The organism is Zunongwangia sp. SCSIO 43204, assembly GCF_019904275.1.
Classification (GTDB): domain Bacteria; phylum Bacteroidota; class Bacteroidia; order Flavobacteriales; family Flavobacteriaceae; genus Zunongwangia; species Zunongwangia mangrovi.
On record NZ_CP063204.1, the window covers coordinates 414,748 to 433,768 of the forward strand.

A 19,021-nucleotide genomic window follows, 5' to 3' on the forward strand; every position below is an offset into this window, starting at 1 on the left:
TTTAAAATAATGATAAGATTTTAGCCTGTTTTTAATCAAATTTAGGTTTTAACACCCAAACTAATGAAAACTCGGAAGTTCCATCTAAACAGCATTTTAAGAATGTGGGCTTAAGATCTATAAATCGCTCTAGGAATCGAGAAAATTGATATTCCGTTTCAAACCTTCAAACTTGGTTCTTTTTACGGCCGATTTTCGAAAGATTTCGTTAAAGGTCTCTTTGGTGATTTCTTGCCAATCTTTTTTATCGAATTTCAGCAAATCCGGATGGGGATCGAAAAGTGGTTCACTGTGGGATTTAGAAAATCGATTCCAGGGACAAACATCCTGGCAAACATCGCAGCCAAACATCCAATCGTCAAAGGTATTTTTAAAACTATTAGGCAGCTCATCCTTAAGTTCTATGGTAAAATACGAAATACATTTACTTCCATCTACCTTATAAGGCTCAACGATAGCATTTGTGGGGCAGGCATCAATACAGGCGGTACATGTACCACAATGATCTGTAACGGGAGTATCATACTCTAATTCCAGATCGACGATCAACTCGGCTATAAAGAAAAAAGAACCTGCTTTTTTAGATAAAAGGTTCGAATTTTTACCAATCCAACCCAAACCACTTTTTGCGGCCCAGGCTTTATCTAAAACCGGCGCAGAATCTACAAAAGCTCGTCCTTCTACTTCCCCGATCTCATTTTGTATAAATTGAAGCAAAGATTTCAGCTTGTCTTTGATTACAAAGTGATAATCTTTTCCGTAGGCATACTTACTGATTTTGTAAGATTCTGGGTTTTGAAATTCATTGGGATAATAATTCAGCAATAAAGAGATCACACTTTTAGAGCCCTCTACCAGTTTTGTAGGATCTAAGCGCTTATCGAAATGATTTTCCATGTAATACATTTGTCCATTTCGATTTTTATTAAGCCATTCTTCCAATCTTGGTGCTTCCTCTTCTAAAAACTCTGCTTTACTCATTCCGCAGGACATAAAACCAAGGCGTTTTGCCTCCTCTTTGATAAGATTGGTATTTTTTGCCTTGTTTTCTATCGCCATTAAGCTCTTTTCTGAAATTCTACAAAAGCATTTTTAGGTTTCAGGGTAATAAGCGGCAATATTTCTATCTCCTCTTTTACCGGTAAGATCTTATAATTTAAAACAAGTTCTGAAACCGCCAAAATCATCTCGTACATCGCAAAATTACTTCCAATACATTTTCTTGGGCCAGCACCGAATGGAAAATAAGCTTCAGGATTTTTATTTGAAGTAAATCGATCTGGATTAAACTCTAAGGGGTTCTCCCAATGTTTTTCGCTTCGATGAATCTCATAAAATGAAAATAAAAGGTTCGACTTTTTATCGAATTTCAACCCATTAAATTCATCTTCTTCCAAATTTACCCGATCCATAAAATACGCTGGCGGATACAATCGCATACTCTCCAAAATTACATTTTGCGTATATGGACATTGCTGAAGAAAATCCATTAAGGAATTAGTTTTGTCTGAAGCCGCTTTTACTTCAGCAAAAATTTTATCCTGAATTTGTGGATTTTGGGCTAATAATTGCGTGGTAAAACTTAAAGAATTAGAAGTGGTCTCGTGCCCGGCAACAAACAGAATTAGAATTTCATCGATTAACTGCTCTTCACTCATTGGCTGCCCATCCTCATAACGTGCATCCAACAACATATCCAGCAAATCATCATAGCGCTTAGGATTTTTCTTTCGCTTATGGACGATATTCTTTAAAATTTGCCTTGATTCTTCACTAAGCTTAAGGTGATGTTTTAATTTTCCGCTGATATTAAACCACAAATGCTTATAAGGCTGTCGCAATTCTTTAACCAGCATTTTTTGATTAGCTTCTGTTACAAATTGAAGCCGATTTATCTCTTCCTGGCTTGCCGCACTACTAAACAAAGATTTCACCACCGTTTGAAAAGCCAGATCGTTAAAAACAGGATAGACATCTACGGTTTTATCTAGGCGAATCTTTAAATATTCCACCCGAATAGCTTCTAAAACCGTATCGAGTAGATTGGCGATATGTTTTTTATGAAAAGCAGGCTGGATAAGCTTGCGCTGCTTTTGCCAATGCTCACCATTTGAAGTAAGCAGACCATTACCTACATATTTAACCAGATCTTTGATCTGAATTTCAGATTTGATATAATTCTTCTGATTTTTCTGAAGTACATATTTGGCAAATTCGGCATCTCTACAAAAGATCACCGATTTTTTAGGCCCTATATTCAACCTAAAAATATCACCATGCTTTGCAAAATTCTCACGATGAAATGGCAGCGGATTTTTTACAATCTGAGCAGCATTTTTTAAAAAAGTAAAGGTTGAAACCTGTGGAATTTCTTTCTTCATAAATCAAAATCATCAAAAATTAAACAGATTTTCGTTAGCGTTTCTTCGGAATTTAAAACAGGCCACCCTGCGTTGCACCACGGGATTTCCCCAAGTGTTTATAAGCAGCTTCGGTCACTTCTCTTCCTCTTGGTGTACGATAAATAAATCCCTGCTGAATTAAAAAGGGTTCGTAAACCTCTTCGATAGTCTCTGCACTTTCACTTACCGCTGTCGCCAAAGTGGTAATTCCTACCGGGCCACCTTTAAATTTTTCGATGATCGTTTCCAGGATCCTATTATCCATTTCATCTAAACCATGTGCATCAACATTCAAAGCCTTAAGCCCATATTTGGCAATATTGATATCAATTTTCCCGTCACCCTTAATCTGAGCAAAATCACGAACTCTTCTTAAAAGCGCGTTCGCAATACGAGGTGTACCACGACTACGGCCGGCAATTTCTATTGCAGCTTCCATACTAATAGGCACATTTAAAATTTGTGCACTACGTTGTACAATATCAGAAAGTAACTCGGTTGAATAATATTGCAGTCTGCTTGAAATACCAAATCGTGCTCTCATAGGCGCGGTAAGCAAACCAGAACGTGTTGTAGCACCAATAAGTGTAAACGGACTCAAATTTAATTGAACCGTACGAGCGTTAGGCCCAGATTCGATCATTATATCGATACGATAATCTTCCATCGCAGAATATAAATATTCCTCTACGATTGGACTTAGTCGATGAATCTCATCAATAAAAAGAATATCACGTTCGTCAAGATTGGTCAAAAGACCTGCAAGATCTCCCGGTTTATCGAGCACAGGGCCTGAAGTTACTTTTAAACCAACACCAAGTTCATTTGCCAAAATGTGAGCCAATGTAGTTTTTCCCAATCCAGGAGGGCCATGTAAAAGCGTATGATCTAAAGCATCGCTTCTTAGATTAGCCGCTGCAACAAAAACCTTCAGGTTATCCAAAACCTGTTCCTGACCGGCAAAATCATCAAAACTGAGAGGTCTTAAAGCTCTTTCTATATCAAATTCTTCCGAAGAAAAATTTTCGCCAGTGGCATCCAGGTTTTCGTTCATAGCAACTAAATTAATTTCAACCTAAGTATAGGCAAAACAAAGATAAAATAAAAAAGCCTCTTCGATAAAGAAAAGGCTTTTGTGTATTTTTAAGATAGATTTTTCTAGTGATGTAAATCTTCTTCGTTTTCCTGCATTGGAATATTCTGAGGAGCATAATCCTGCCCTTTGATCACATATTCACCATCGCTATTGGTTTTACTATAGTCGTAAGCCCAACGATATACTACAGGAAGTTCACCTGGCCAGTTACCATGAATATGTTCGACTGGAGTAGTCCACTCTAGCGTATTCGATTTCCAAGGGTTCATCGTAGCTTTCTTACCATAAAACATAGAGGCGAAGAAGTTATAGATAAACACCAATTGCACAAGCGCTGTAATAATAGCACAAACAGTTACAATTACATTGATATCTGCAAGATCATCAAAGTAAGGGAATGCAGTATTTGTATAATAACGTCTTGGAAGACCAGCCATACCTAAGAAATGCATTGGGAAGAAAACACCATATGCCCCAACAGCCGTTACCCAGAAATGGATATAACCAAGATTTTTATTCATCATTCGTCCAAACATCTTAGGGAACCAATGGTAAACACCAGCAAAAAGACCATATAAAGCTGAAATACCCATTACCAAGTGGAAGTGAGCCACGACGAAATATGTATCATGAACGTTAATATCTAATGTAGAATCCCCAAGAATAATACCGGTTAAACCACCAGTAATAAATGTAGATACTAATCCTATAGAGAAAAGCATCCCTGGGTTCATTTGAAGGTTACCTTTCCACAAAGTTGTTATATAGTTGAAGGCTTTTACCGCTGAAGGTATCGCAATCAATAAAGTTGTAAATGTAAATACAGATCCTAAGAATGGGTTCATTCCCGATACGAACATGTGGTGACCCCATACAATTGTCGAAAGGAAACCAATAGCCAGGATAGAGGCGATCATTGCACGGTATCCAAAGATAGGCTTACGAGAGTTTGTAGCTACAACCTCTGAAGTAATACCAAGCGCTGGAAGAATTACAATATATACCTCTGGGTGACCTAAGAACCAGAATAAATGTTCGAATAGTACTGGTGAACCACCATGATGACTTAATACTTCCCCATCCAGGAAAATATCACTTAAGAAGAAAGAAGTACCAAAACTTCTATCCATAATAAGTAATAAAGCCGCAGATAATAATACTGGGAAAGAAACTAAACCAAGAATAGCTGTTACAAAGAACGCCCAAATGGTTAGCGGAAGTCTTGTCATAGACATTCCTTTAGTTCTTAAGTTAATAACAGTAACAATATAGTTTATACCACCTAGTAGCTGAGAAGCAATAAATAATGCCATAGAAACCAACCATAATGTCATTCCCATTCCTGAACCACCAATAGCCTGCGGAAGTGCACTTAAAGGAGGATAGATTGTCCAACCTGAAGATGCAGGCCCAGCTTCTACGAATAAAGAACAAAGCATGATCACACAAGCTAAAAAGAATAACCAGTATGATAGCATGTTCATAAAACCTGAAGCCATATCACGCGCACCAATTTGCAACGGAATAAGAAGGTTACTAAACGTACCACTTAAACCAGCCGTAAGCACAAAGAATACCATAATGGTACCGTGAATGGTTACTAAAGCAAGATAAATATTTGGTGTCATAACACCTTCTGGTGCCCACTTACCTAATAAAGCTTCGAAAATAGCGAAAGACTGCTCTGGCCATGCTAATTGAATTCTAAACAAGATAGACATACCAATACCAACAATACCCATTAATAAACCTGTAATAAGGAACTGTTTAGCTACCATTTTATGATCGAAGCTAAAAATATACTTCGATATAAAGGTTTGCTTATGATGATGTCCGTGATCTTCGTGGTGATCGTGAGCTGGTGCGTTTACTACTGCTGACATATCTTTTAAATAATACTTTTAATTCTTAAATGTTATTTTATTCCTCAGACATTGATTCCTCAAAGGTAGCCTGTTCGGCTAACCATGCTTCATAATCTGCTTCAGACTCTACTACAACCTTCATCTGCATATTGTAATGTGCCTGTCCACAAATTTTGTTACATAAAAGGAAATAATCAAATTCATAAGAATCGTCTCCGTTCTCTCTTCTAATATCGTTGATACGTTCAACTTTATCAACAATATCGTCGTTATTTCTCATTTCTTCGGTAGTTACCGTTGGAGTAAATCCAAACTGGGTGATCATACCTGGAACAACGTTCATTTGAGCTCTAAAATGAGGGAAATAAGCTGAGTGCAATACATCCTGAGATCTTAACTTAAATAAAACTGGTTTATTAACCGGTAAATGAAGTTCTCTCACTACTTTATCGTCATTAGCATAAGAATCTTCCTGATCTACCCCAAGAGTATTCATACCTTCGATAAATCTTACATTGGCTTCTCCCAAGGTATTATCATCACCTGCATAACGTGCTGTCCAACTAAATTGCTGAGCATATAATTCGATAACGATTGGATCTTCATCTTCGTTAACGCTCATAATATCTGTCCAAGTAAAAAGACCATAGATAATTAATCCAGCTAAAGTAATTACTGGTATAATAGTCCAGATGAATTCAAGTTTATCGTTATCGGCGTAAAACAAAGCTTTCTTGCCAGCTGCTCCTCTATACTTATAAGCGAAATAATGTAATAAGGCCTGAGTAACTATCTGAACAAACATGATCAATAACATTGAAATCAACATTAGATTGTCATATTTCCCTCCATGCTCTGAAGCAGCATCTGGTAGAGTTACATTTGTAAAAGTCCAAAAACAGTAAAACATTAAAAGATATAGGAAAACGGCAAACCCCATCATTAATTTACCCTGGTTCTCGTTATCCTTGTTATTAGCCACCTGAGAAGTATCTGCATCAGGAGTTTTAGACAATTCAAATATTTTTGAAATTTGCCATCCTGTTACAGCAAGAAGTGCTATTACTATGATTATTAAAAATGGTGTCATTTTATAAAGTCTTCTTTAAACAATCAATCTTTTAATTAGTAATGGTAATTTTCACTCTCCTTAAGGAAAGGATTACCTTTTGGATATAAGGATTCTTTTCCTAGCCCGGTTCCTACAAAGAAAATAAACAGACCAAGGAAGAATAAAATCCCAGCGATTTCTGTAATACCGAAAGACCAGTAAGGACCTACAGTAGAAGGCATAACCAATAAGAAAATATCGATATAATGACCTACAAGTATTACAACACCTGCCATAATCACAAACCAAGGAATACGCTTATAATCACTATTGATTAACATTAGAATAGGGAATATAAAGTTTAATGCTATCATTCCGAAGAACAATAAGTTATACTCTTCAATTCTAATAATAAAATAAGTTACTTCTTCTGGGATGTTCGCGTACCAAATCAATAAGAACTGACCGAACCAAAGATACGTCCAGAAAACACTAAAAGCGAACATAAACTTAGCTAAATCATGTAAATGACTATCATTTACAAATTCTAAATGCCCAGCTTTCTTAAGGAACATCGTTACTAAAGCAATAACAGTGATCGCAGATACAAATACACTTGCAAAAACATACCATGCAAATAATGTACTGTACCAATGCGGAGTCATACTCATAAACCAGTCCCAAGCCATTGTAGTTTCAGTTACCACAAAGAATAACAAGAAAAACACAGAAGCTTTGAAGTTCTTTTTATAAGGAGTTAAGCTTGAAGCCGTAGCCTGAGCAACAGAATTTCTTGTAGCTATAAATCTATATAAATTCCATCCTATTAAATAAATGATAGCTCTTATTACAAAAAATGGAAAGTTAAGATATCCAGATTTTCCCTGAAGAATTACATCTTCTTCTACAAGCTCATGATTTTGCCATGGGTAAAAATGAGTACCAGCAAAGATCACAATCAATACAACGATAATAGATCCAGGTAAAAGATAATTTGTTATTCCTTCAATAACTCTAAATAAAACTGGAGACCATCCCGCCTGCGCTACATATTGAATCGCATAAAAAACAAGAGCACCTAAAGCGATCATAAAGAAAAAGAAAGCAGAAACAAATAGTGCAGACCAAGGTTTTGTTTGAAATTGATGCAACACGTGTTCCATATGAGAATCACCATGCTCTCCTTCTCCATGAGCCTTTTCACCATGAGCTTCTGAAGATTCCTCGTGATGAGCATCTGAAGCCGAACCATGACCTTCTACTTCAACAGTAGCGTCAACCTGATTTGAATCATGTTCTCCATGGGCATCTGCAGCCAATAATTCCTTCAATTCTTCTTCGTTAGATGGTGTAGAAATAAATCCATAAACCAAGCCTATGGCACCAACTACTATTAGAATAATTGCAGTTAATTTTAATTTACTAGAAAGCGTATACATATTACTAGATCTAAAAGCTATATTCCTATTTTATTATTCTTCAGATTGCGTTTCATCTTGATCTTCGCTAAGATCTTCTGCAGGCTCTGCAGGATTAAGATTATCTGAGTTTTCCTGAGTCACCGTGTTAGTTTGAAAAGATCTTTCAGGATTACCTTCAAGTTTATCTTTCAAATTCATAACATAATGGTCGATCTGCCAACGTTCTTTAATGCTTGTCTGAACTGCATAAGATCCCATATTGTTAAGACCATAATACATTGCGTGATATACACTCCCTTCAGTAATGCTACGACCTGGGTCGTCATAAGAAGGCACACCAAGTATTTTCTCTCTTTCAACCAAAGTACCTTGACCATCTCCTTTATCACCGTGACAAACAGCACAGTAAACAGTATATAATGCTTTACCTTTAGTTAAGTTCTCTTCTGTATATGGCAACGGATTCTTGAGATTTGCTTTAGCATCTGCTCTTCCCTCTGGAGTATCTTCGTAATCGTAAGGCATCCACCCTCTTGGAATAGTACCTTCTACAGGCAATTTGGCTTCTTGCTCATTGGCAAAAATATCATAAGCCCCATAAGGTTCGTAAGGTACCGGACGGTACATATCTGGGAAATATTGATAGTTACGATCCTTATCTCCGGCACAAGAACTTAAAAAGCCTGCGATTATAACAAAGATTAAAGATTTATGAAATAAACTTCTCATCTGGTCTATTTATTGTCAATTAATTTAATTTCTGCAGCTCCCGTATCGTATAAAAACTTAGAAAGGTCATCTACATTATGATTAGTTGCGTCTATCTCCATTAAGAACATATCGTCTGTTGTTCTTGGATCTGGATTTTCTGCCTTCTTGAACGGTGCTAGTCTACTTCTCATATAAAAAGTAATTACCATTAAGTGAGCTGCAAAGAATACCGTTAACTCAAACATAATCGGAACGAATGATGGCATATTCGTAATAAAAGAAAAACTAGGTTTACCACCAATATCCTGTGGCCAATCCTGCACCATCATAAAGTTCATCATCAAAACAGCAACAGATAAACCCGTTATACCGTATAAAAATGAAGTTATAGCTAATCTAGTTGGTGCTTCACCTACAGCCTTGTCTAGCCCATGAACTGGAAAAGGGGTATATATTTCACCAATATGATAGCGCGCTTCACGAACCTGCTTTACCGCATGTAAAAGCAGATCATCATCGTTATAAATAGCGTGTATTGTCTTTGATGCCATCTTGATTATTTATTTTTTAATTCAGTTGCCTGTACATTCCAGTCACCACGATTAGTAGCAATAGGGAAGTTCTCTATAACTTCATCCAGCAATTCGTAATCTTCTTTGGTTAATTTACTTATCTGATCGTATTTATAGATACCAACCTGATGTAAATGTTGTTCTAATACAGGGCCAACACCATCCAACTTCTGCAAATCATCAGATTTCTCAGTTTGTGGATTGTAAGTTCCAATTCTTGCTAACATAGCATCTAATTGATCTTTCTGCGTGTCAGTCAGATTTAGTGCATCAGCATTCACTGTGGCCTCATGAGAAGATCCTTCACTCGAAGTACTACCCATAAAAGCATCACTATCCTTTACATTAGCTTCTGGCTCCTTTGCTGTAGGATCACTTTCAGCATGATGAGGCACGTCATCACCATGTTTAGCACGTAGATTTTTATAATATTCTCCAGAAGACTTCAAGATCGTTTTCACTTCAGCCTGTGCAATTACCGGGAAAGTTCTTGCATATAAAAGAAATAATACAAAGAAGAAGCCAATTGTACCGATAAAAACACCAATATCAACAAAAGTAGGAGAGAACATCGCCCATGAAGATGGAGTTCTACCTTTACTTAAATCGATAACGATAATATCGAAACGTTCAAACCACATTCCAATATTGATTACCAGAGCTACAATAAACGTCCAAAGGATGTTTCTTCTAAGTTTCTTAACCCAAAGAGTCAATGGCACAACAAAGTTACATATAATTAGCGCCCAAAATGCCCATGCGTATGGACCAGTGGCAGCACCAAAAGACAAATAAGTATAATTCTCATAGCTTGTACCAGAATACCATCCTATAAAGAATTCAGTAATATAAGCTACAGAAACGATACCACCAGTTAACAAAATTACCTTGTTCATATACTCGATATGAAGTAGCGTAATATAATCCTGAAGATTCACTACTTTTCTCATAATGATAAGCAAGGTTTGTACCATTGCAAATCCAGAAAAAATAGCTCCTGCAACGAAATAAGGAGGAAAAATAGTACTGTGCCATCCAGGAACCACTGAAGTAGCAAAGTCAAAAGATACAATCGTGTGTACAGAAAGTACTAAAGGTGTTGCTAAACCAGCAAGAACTAAAGACACTTCTTCAAAACGTTGCCAGTCTTTTACGCGACCACTCCATCCAAAACTTAGTATACCGTATATTTTCTTTTGAAATTCATTTGTTGTTCTATCACGAAGCATTGCAAAATCTGGAAGTAAACCAGTCCACCAGAAAACCAGTGAAACCGATAGATATGTAGAAATCGCAAACACGTCCCACAGAAGTGGTGAGTTAAAGTTTACCCATAAAGAACCAAACTGGTTAGGAATTGGCAGTACCCAATATGCTAACCATGGACGCCCCATGTGAATAATTGGAAACAAACCTGCCTGGACAACGGCAAAAATTGTCATTGCCTCAGCTGAGCGGTTTACAGCCATTCTCCATTTTTGACGGAATAACAATAACACTGCGGAAATTAAAGTACCAGCGTGCCCGATACCTACCCACCAAACGAAGTTAGTAATATCCCAGGCCCAACCTATGGTTTTGTTTAATCCCCAAACTCCGATTCCTGTTGAAACGGTGTAAATAATACAACCTAATCCCCACAAAAATGCAATTAAGGCAAGTGTAAATACAATGTACCAGGTTTTATTTGCTCTACCAAGTACAGGCGCTCCTACTTCAACACTTATATCGTGATAAGTTTTCTCCCCGGTAACAAGAGGTTCTCTTATAGGTGCTTCGTAATGTGACGACATATTTCTTAAAAATTGATTCTTATTACTTAATTATTATGCTTCAGCAGTATTGGTGATTTTAGCCTGATACATTACGTTTGGCTTAGTACCTATACTTTCAAGTAAATGATAAGTTCTATCATCTTCCTGTAATTTGGAAACTTTAGATTCTTTATCATTAACATCTCCAAAAACAATTGCACCGGTATCACAAGCCGCTGAACATGCAGTACGGAATTCGCCATCTTTGATAGCTCTTCCTTCACGCTTAGCATCAAGAATAGTTTTTTGTGTCATTTGGATACACATAGAACATTTCTCCATAACTCCTCGAGAACGAACTACCACATCTGGATTTAATACCATACGACCTAGATCGTTGTTCATGTGATAATCAAATTCTTCGTTTTGAGCGTAATTAAACCAGTTAAATCTTCTTACTTTATAAGGACAGTTGTTTGCACAATATCTTGTACCTACACATCTGTTATAAATCATTTGGTTTTGCCCCTGACGTCCGTGAGATGTTGCCGCTACTGGACACACAGTTTCACATGGCGCATGGTTACAATGCTGACACATAACTGGCTGAAAAGCCACTTGTGGATTATCATAAGATGGATCCTCTATGGTGTCGTAAGTCTCGAAAGCCGGAAGGTTTTCTAGTTTTTCCTGCTCCTCAACAAAAGTATCACCAGCCGAATAATATCTATCGATCCTTAACCAGTGCATATCTCTAAACTTTCTTACTTCATCCTTACCTACAACTGGTACGTTATTTTCAGAATGACAAGCAATCACACAGGCACCACAACCGGTACAAGCGTTAAGATCTATAGATAGATTAAAGTGATGACCTATAGTACGATCAAAAGCACTCCAAATATCAGCTTTCTCATCACTAACAGGAATTTCCTGGTGATTATAATCTACCTCAGGAACACTATTCCATTCGTGTTTACTTTTGTTAGTTAAAACAGAAAGTGTCGTTTCCTTAACAATATCATCACGTCCTGCAAGTGTACTTTGCATCTGTACGCTGGCAAACTCATGCGTTCCTTCAGCTTTCGCTATAGTTACATTCTGGAAAGAACTAAAGTTTTTATACAGTGGGTAAGCATTAACACCAACCTGCATTTCCTTTTGCATTCCTTCTTTCTTACCGTAACCTAGCGCCAGAGCGACAGAACCTTTAGCCTGACCAGGTTGTACGATAACCGGAACATTTTTTACAGTAGTATCTCCAACACTAATGTTTACATAACTACCGTTTAAAGCTCCATTAGAAACTATCTCATTCTCTAAACCAAGTTTATCTGCATCGGCTTTAGAGATCATTAAATAATTATCCCAGGTAGTTCTAGTAATAGGATCTGGAAGCTCTTGTAACCAAGGGTTATTTGCCTGCTCTCCATCTCCCATTGAAACTTTAGTGTAAAGAGTAAGTTCATACTCACCTCCTTCCTGAGAAGAAGAAACTACTTTTCTTAAAGAAGAAGCATCATTATTTGAAGAAGTAAAGTCTTCTGAAGCTCCTACAGCAACAGGACTTGTTCCTTCAAAAACACCGTCATGCAGTGCTTGATTCCAGCCTCCTGATAAGTTACCAGACCAGGTTTCTTTGATATATTCACTATAAGATTGGCTATTTCCTGACCATTTTAATAAACAATCCTGAAATTGACGCGTGTCAAATAATGGCCTAATTGTAGGCTGCATTAAACTGAATTGCTGATCTGTAAACTGGATATCACCCCAGCTCTCCAAATAATGCGGAGTAGCCGCTACATATTTACAAAGTTTAGCTGTTTCATCTTCTTTCATGGTAAATGAAACAGAAACTTCTACATTATTTAATCCTTCAACAAACTCTGAAGCATTTGGCAAACTGTAAGCCGGATTTACACCAACTACCATTACAGCACCAACACTACCGGAATTCATATCCTGTACAAGTTCTGAAACCTGAGCAGCATTTCCCTGACGGGTCATACGCGCATTATCAGTATCCATTATTGTACTACCCAAAGCCTCATTAATTGCCAAAACTAATGATTGTGCGTCTGCATCTGGAATTCCAGAAACAACCACCGCCTTACTTCCAGCTTCTCTTAACTGGCTAGCAGCTTTCACAACAGCATCATCGATATTAGAAGATAATTCGCTTGTAGAACCACCACCAACTATATAACCATACAATGCAGCTAGAATTGCTTTTTGCTGCGATGGTTTAACCGGAACACGCTTATCTGCTTTCGCTCCTGCTAAAGACAGGTTAGATTCAAATTGAACGTGTCTGGACATCTTTCCATTTTCTGGAACACGACTTTTAGCATAACTTACATCGTATCCTCCACCTTGCCAATCACCTAGAAAATCTGCACCAACAGAAACAATCGCTTCTGCTTCACTAAAGTCGTAATTTGGCAATGCTCTTCTTCCATATCTAGATTCAAAAGCTGAAAGAGCAGCATCTTCAGAAACAGCATCATACACCACATGTTTTACATTTGGGTATTTAGCGCTGAATTCCTGAATTAATTTTGTAGTACTTGGACTTGCGAAAGTTTGAGTTAACAAAACGATATCTCCTGAAACTCCGTTTAAATCAGCTCCTACCTGACGATCGAATTCTTCCCAAGAAACATTCTTACCGTCTATCATAGGACGCTTCACTCTTTTCTTATCATATAAAGAAAGAACTGAAGCATTAACACGAGCACCGCCAGCAGCTTTTACTTTAGCAAGGTCGTTATTCTCAATTTTTATTGGACGGCCCTCACGAGTCTTAACCAATACGCTTTGAAAATCGAAACCATTTGCAATAGTAGAAGCGTAGTAATTTGCCACACCAGGAACAATATTCTCTGGTTGAACAACGTAAGGAATCGATTTTACAACCGGACCCTCACAAGCAGCTAGTGAAGCCGCAGCAGTACTAAACCCAACATACTTTAAGAAATCCCTTCTAGAAGTTTTTGAATTACTTAAAGACTCTTCATCTCCAAGAAATTCGTCAACAGGAATCTCTTCTGCAAATTCTTTTTGTTTTAGCGTCTCAACAACAGAACTACCTTTTAGCTCTTCAACACTTTTCCAGTATTTTTTGTTTGATGACATATATATCTAGATATTAACTTCTTAATTTATATCTGCTTACGCAGTTATTAATAGTGGCATTTTGCACATTCAAGACCTCCCATTTCAGCAATGGTAAGCTTTTCTACCCCATACTTTTTAGAAAGCTCTTCATGAATCTTTTCATAGTACTCATTTCCTTCCATCTGAACTCCAGTCTCTCTGTGACAGTTAATACACCATCCCATTGTAAGTGGTGCTTCCTGATGTACAACTTCCATTTCCTGAATTGGACCATGACAGTGTTGACACTGAACACCAGCAACCGAAACGTGCTGAGAGTGGTTAAAGTAAACAAAATCTGGAAGATTATGAATTCTTACCCATTTCACAGGTTTTTGATCTCCTGAATATGTTCTAGTAGCAGGATCCCATCCTACGGCATCATAAAGCTTAGCGATTTCACCGTCATAGAATTCTTTAGAGTGTTCTGCAGTAGCTGTTTCTGGAGCAACTTCTGAAATTGCTTTATGACAGTTCATACATACATTTAAAGATGGAATTCCTGAAGTTTTTGATACACGCGCTGAAGAGTGACAATATTTACATTCAATACCATTGTCCCCAGCGTGAATTCTATGTGAATAATGAATTGGTTGGATTGGCTGATAACCTTGATCTACCCCAACCTGCATTAAAAATCCGTAAGCAAAATAACCAACACCTAATAGAACAACGATAGAAAACACCAATACTAAAAACTGGTTTTCTACAAACGCCTGCCAAATTGGTTTTCTTGATGGTTTCTCTGGAAGTGTTACTCCGCTTGCAGCAGCAAAATTCTTTAATGTTTTATTCACCAAGAATAAAACAACAAGTAACATTACCAGTACAAATATTAAAACCCCAAGGATTATATTTACAGAAACACCTCCACCAGATCCTTCTCCGCCTTCAGCACCTGCACCTCCAGTTGCAGCAGCAGCTGGTTCTGGTTCTGGTTGCTCTACGTAAGCAAGAATATTATCGATATCTTCATTAGACAATTGAGGAAAAGCTGGCATCGCAGTACCATTGTATTCCTGATAAACTGCTTCAGCATCTGCATCACCAGAAGCTCTTAGCTCAGCATTGTTTTTAATCCATGCGTAAAGCCATTCTTTATCATGTCTTAAAGTCACACCATTCAAAGCAGGACCAATACTTGCTGAATACGGTTTATGACAAGCTGCACATAAAGAATTAAACAAACCTTTTCCTGCTTCGGGATCTCCTAGTTCTGCAGAAGCTGAAGCATCTGCTGCATCAGCAGCTGTCGCTGGCTCGCCAGCCTCGACATCTGTGGAATCCTGAGCAAAACTCGTTACTGTGAACGATAGAAAAAGCGCTACAATTAAGAGCAATCGCGAAGTTGAGTGGCGGTATTTCACCTTTTTCATATTATAAGTTGAATTAACGTCTAAACTTTGGTACGGTTTTTAAGACTAAAATCTGTACGTAAAAACTTAGAATCGCACCATTAAATTCAGGCACAAAAGTAATACTTAAGTTGGATTTTGTTTATGTTAGAGAAGCGTTAATAGGTAATTTATATTAGTTCTAAATAATAAAATTGATAGAATCTCAGTTATTTAGTTTTACATTTGTCTATAAAATCATAACTATGAATATTTTAAGCTTCCGAAACCTAATGCTCGGCACGTTTTTAAGTTTTACTGGCGTAGCCATCTGCCAAGAGGATTCAGCAAAAATTAACATTTCTGAAGATGAAATGATCGCAGAATTAATACAAACGAAAGTAAAGCTTCAAAAATCACACAATATTGGCGATCGATTTGTAATTCAGCTATTTAGTGGAAGCAATGGCGAAGCTAGCGAAGAAATAAAGGATTATGAATCGCTATATGAGTACCCTGCGAGGATAAAATATGAAGCGCCAAATTATAAAGTTTGGGTTGGAAATTTTAGAAATCGATTAGAAGCAGACAGAGCACTTTTAGTCATAAAAGAAACCTATCCTTCTGCTTTTATTCCTAAACCAAAAAGAAAATAATATAGTCAATAATACACCTGTCAAATCTAGGATAAATTAAAATGATATTAATCATTTTAAGCCTTGGTTTTTTTTCGCTATCAAATAAGAATAGCAAGAAGACTATAAATAAAAAAGGCCGCATTTGCGGCCTTTCTATTTACGTAAGTCTAATAACTATTTAAGGGTTTTCTTCACCTCTACTTCTCTAAAAGCTTCAATAACGTCTCCTTCTTTGATATCATTGTAGTTTTTAACCTGCATACCACAATCGTATCCTTTAGCTACTTCTTTAACATCGTCTTTGAAACGCTTAAGTGAAGACAGCTCTCCTGTATAGATCACTACGCCGTCTCTAATTAAACGAACACCAGCATTTCTGTAGATCTTACCAGAGGTTACCATACAACCGGCGATAGTACCAATTTTAGAGATTTTAAATGTCTCTCTAATTTCAGCAGTACCAGTAATCTCTTCTTTAAGTTCTGGAGAAAGCATACCTTCCATCGCATCCTTAAGATCATTGATCGCATCATAGATAATAGAATAGGTTCTAATATCGATTTCTTCTTTATCTGCAACCTGTCTTGCATTTCCAGCAGGACGCACATTAAATCCAATAATGATCGCATCTGAAGCTGAAGCCAACAATACGTCACTCTCCGTGATCGCACCAACACCTTTATGAATAATATTCACCTGAATCTCTTCAGTAGACAGCTTCTGGAAACTATCGGTTAATGCTTCAACAGATCCATCCACATCACCTTTAAGAATAATATTAAGCTCTTTAAAGTCGCCTAATGCAATTCGACGACCAATCTCATCTAAAGTAATATGACGTTGCGTTCTAACATTTTGCTCACGTTGTAACTGTGTACGTTTAGAAGCAATATCTTTAGCTTCACGTTCATCGATCATCACCTTAAACTTATCTCCTGCTTGTGGCGCACCATCCAGACCTAAAATAGAAACCGGAGTTGATGGTCCAGCTTCTTTGATCTCGTGACCTCTTTCATCATGCATCGCTTTGATCTTACCACTATGGCGACCAGCCAATACATAATCTCCAATCTTTAGCGTACCTGCCTGAACAAGAACTGTAGCTACGTAACCACGTCCTCTATCAAGGTAAGCTTCAACGATAGTACCGTTAGCAACCTTTTCTGGGTTAGCCTGAAGTTCTAAAATTTCTGCTTCAAGAAGTACTTTTTCTAATAACTCTTTAACACCAAGACCGGTTTTTGCTGAAATATCATGAGATTGAATTTTACCACCCCAATCTTCAACAAGAAGATTCATTGCAGCAAGCTTTTCCTTAATCTTTTCTGGATTAGCTGTTGGAAGATCTGATTTGTTAATCGCAAATACAATCGGAACACCAGCAGCCTGCGCATGTGAAATCGCCTCTTTAGTTTGTGGCATCACATCATCATCTGCAGCGATAACAATAATTGCAATATCAGTTACCTGGGCTCCGCGAGCACGCATCGCCGTAAAGGCTTCGTGACCAGGAGTATCAAGGAAAGTAATCTTTTGCCCTCCATCAAGCTTAACTCCGTAAGCTCCAATATGCTGTGTAATACCCCCACTTTCACCGGCAATCACATTTTCTTTACGAATATAATCCAGTAAAGATGTTTTACCGTGATCTACGTGACCCATTACAGTAACGATTGGCGCTCTATCTTGTAAATCTTCTGGTGCATCCTGATCTTCATCTGTTGGCTCCTCAACATCTGCGGTTACAAATTCAACTTCGTAACCAAACTCTTCAGCAACAATAGATAAAGTCTCTGCATCTAATCTTTGGTTCATGGTTACCATCATACCAAGAGACATACAAGCTGAAATAACCTTAGTTACCGGCACATCCATCATCGTCGCTACTTCACTTACCGTAACAAACTCTGTTACTTTAAGTACTTTAGAATCTGATTCTTGTTTTGCAAGATCTTCTTCTGAACGTTGACGGTGTTGATCTCTTTTATCTCTACGGTATTTAGCACCTTTACCTTTGCTAGATTTCCCCTGAAGTTTTTCAAGAGTTTCTCTAACTTGCTTTTGTACTTCTTCTTGGCTAGGCTCTTCTTTAGCGATCGGCCTACTACGCTGCTTATTGTTACGTCCTTTACGGTTGTTATTATTTCCACCACCCTGATTAGAACCTCCTTTTACATCTTTACTTATTCTACGACGACGTTTTTTGCGGTTACCCTTTTTATCGTCGTTGTATGAAGCAGTCTTTTTATCGTCTTTCTTCTTAGCAGGCTTTTTAAACTTAGAAAGATCTATTTTCTCTCCAGTAAAATTAGGACCATCTAATTTCGTATAATTTGTTTTTATACGATTTGATACCTCCTCATCCTGGCTTGTAGCTTCAGTGTTCTCCTGAGTTTCTTTCTTAGGTTCCTGCTGCTTAGGCTTTTCTTTTTTAGGGGCTGTATTCTGATCTTTATTTGTATCAGTTTTAGACTTTGGCTTTTCTTCAGCTGGTTTTTGGGCTGGCTTTTCCTGCTGAGCTTTTTCTACCTTTTCTTCCTTTTTAGGCTCCTCTTTTTTCTTTTCAACCTGGGGTTTATCCAAATCGATCTTCCCTACAGTTTTAGGACCAGAAAGTTTAGTACGAGCACCAAGAGCCTCCTGCTCTTCCTTCTTACGCTCTTGCTCTTCTTTAAGTCTTTCCTGCTCTTTTTTCTCTTGCTCCTTCTTCTTCTCTTCCTGCTCACGCTCCCGGGCTAAGCGTAGCTCCTCCTTCTCCTTCTTTCTCTCCTCACCAACTTCTTTAGAAGCTACTTTTTTGCTTTTATCTGTCTGGAACTCATCAAAAAGAACCTTATAAGTCTCCTGAGAGATTTTAGCAGTAGGACGTGCTTCAATATCATGCCCCTTAGAGTTTAAAAACTCTACAGCCCGATCTAGCGAAATATTGAATTCACGTAATACTTTGTTTAATCGCATTGTTTTTGCTTCAGCCATAAATTGCCCTCTAAATTAACCTCTTTTGTTTATTAACTACAA

13 protein-coding genes are annotated in these 19,021 nt (G+C 37.5%); 1 reads left to right on the forward strand and 12 read right to left on the reverse strand.

The features are described from left to right. Window positions 1-129: 129 nt before the first annotated feature. The 11 genes from queG to INR75_RS01915 form a co-directional block, all read right to left on the reverse strand. Window positions 130-1,059: a tRNA epoxyqueuosine(34) reductase QueG gene (queG, locus tag INR75_RS01865; RefSeq protein ID WP_092539446.1), complete on the reverse strand. Its 930-nt coding sequence runs from the start codon at window positions 1,057-1,059 to the stop codon at window positions 130-132. Further along, complete coding sequence (locus INR75_RS01870) at window positions 1,059-2,381, reverse strand: cytochrome P450 (protein WP_223090518.1); 1,323 nt, start codon at window positions 2,379-2,381, stop codon at window positions 1,059-1,061. The genes queG and INR75_RS01870 overlap by 1 nt, the downstream gene beginning before the upstream one ends. Before the next feature lie 52 nt (window positions 2,382-2,433). Beyond that, on the reverse strand, window positions 2,434-3,456 hold the full coding sequence (gene ruvB, locus INR75_RS01875) for a Holliday junction branch migration DNA helicase RuvB (protein ID WP_084842497.1): 1,023 nt from the start codon (window positions 3,454-3,456) through the stop codon (window positions 2,434-2,436). Between the two features lie 104 nt (window positions 3,457-3,560). Continuing rightward, window positions 3,561-5,381, reverse strand: a complete 1,821-nt coding sequence (locus INR75_RS01880; RefSeq protein WP_223090519.1) for a cbb3-type cytochrome c oxidase subunit I — start codon at window positions 5,379-5,381, stop codon at window positions 3,561-3,563. Between the two features lie 37 nt (window positions 5,382-5,418). Next, entirely contained in the window at window positions 5,419-6,453 is a 1,035-nt protein-coding gene (locus INR75_RS01885) for a cytochrome c oxidase subunit II (protein WP_092539449.1), read from the reverse strand. A gap of 35 nt (window positions 6,454-6,488) precedes the next feature. After that, on the reverse strand, window positions 6,489-7,853 hold the full coding sequence (locus INR75_RS01890; protein WP_223090520.1) for a quinol:cytochrome C oxidoreductase: 1,365 nt from the start codon (window positions 7,851-7,853) through the stop codon (window positions 6,489-6,491). Window positions 7,854-7,886: 33 nt separating this feature from the next. Further along, window positions 7,887-8,564, reverse strand: a complete 678-nt coding sequence (locus INR75_RS01895; protein ID WP_223090521.1) for a c-type cytochrome — start codon at window positions 8,562-8,564, stop codon at window positions 7,887-7,889. 5 nt (window positions 8,565-8,569) lie between these two features. Further along, entirely contained in the window at window positions 8,570-9,097 is a 528-nt protein-coding gene (locus INR75_RS01900; RefSeq protein WP_223090522.1) for a DUF3341 domain-containing protein, read from the reverse strand. 5 nt (window positions 9,098-9,102) lie between these two features. Beyond that, window positions 9,103-10,911 carry an NrfD/PsrC family molybdoenzyme membrane anchor subunit gene (nrfD, locus tag INR75_RS01905; protein WP_223090523.1) on the reverse strand — a complete coding sequence of 603 codons (1,809 nt, stop codon included), beginning with the start codon at window positions 10,909-10,911 and terminating at the stop codon, window positions 9,103-9,105. 33 nt (window positions 10,912-10,944) lie between these two features. Further along, entirely contained in the window at window positions 10,945-14,010 is a 3,066-nt protein-coding gene (locus tag INR75_RS01910) for a TAT-variant-translocated molybdopterin oxidoreductase (protein WP_223090524.1), read from the reverse strand. Window positions 14,011-14,057: 47 nt separating this feature from the next. Next, entirely contained in the window at window positions 14,058-15,407 is a 1,350-nt protein-coding gene (locus tag INR75_RS01915) for a c-type cytochrome (RefSeq protein WP_223090525.1), read from the reverse strand. A gap of 224 nt (window positions 15,408-15,631) precedes the next feature. Here INR75_RS01915 and INR75_RS01920 point away from each other — a divergent pair, with 224 nt between their 5' ends. Then, window positions 15,632-16,021, forward strand: coding sequence for an SPOR domain-containing protein (locus tag INR75_RS01920; protein ID WP_223090526.1), 390 nt, complete (start codon window positions 15,632-15,634; stop codon window positions 16,019-16,021). Between the two features lie 156 nt (window positions 16,022-16,177). Here the strand turns inward: INR75_RS01920 and infB are convergent, their stop codons facing one another. After that, window positions 16,178-18,979, reverse strand: a complete 2,802-nt coding sequence (gene infB / locus INR75_RS01925) for a translation initiation factor IF-2 (RefSeq protein WP_223090527.1) — start codon at window positions 18,977-18,979, stop codon at window positions 16,178-16,180. Window positions 18,980-19,021: the final 42 nt, after the last annotated feature.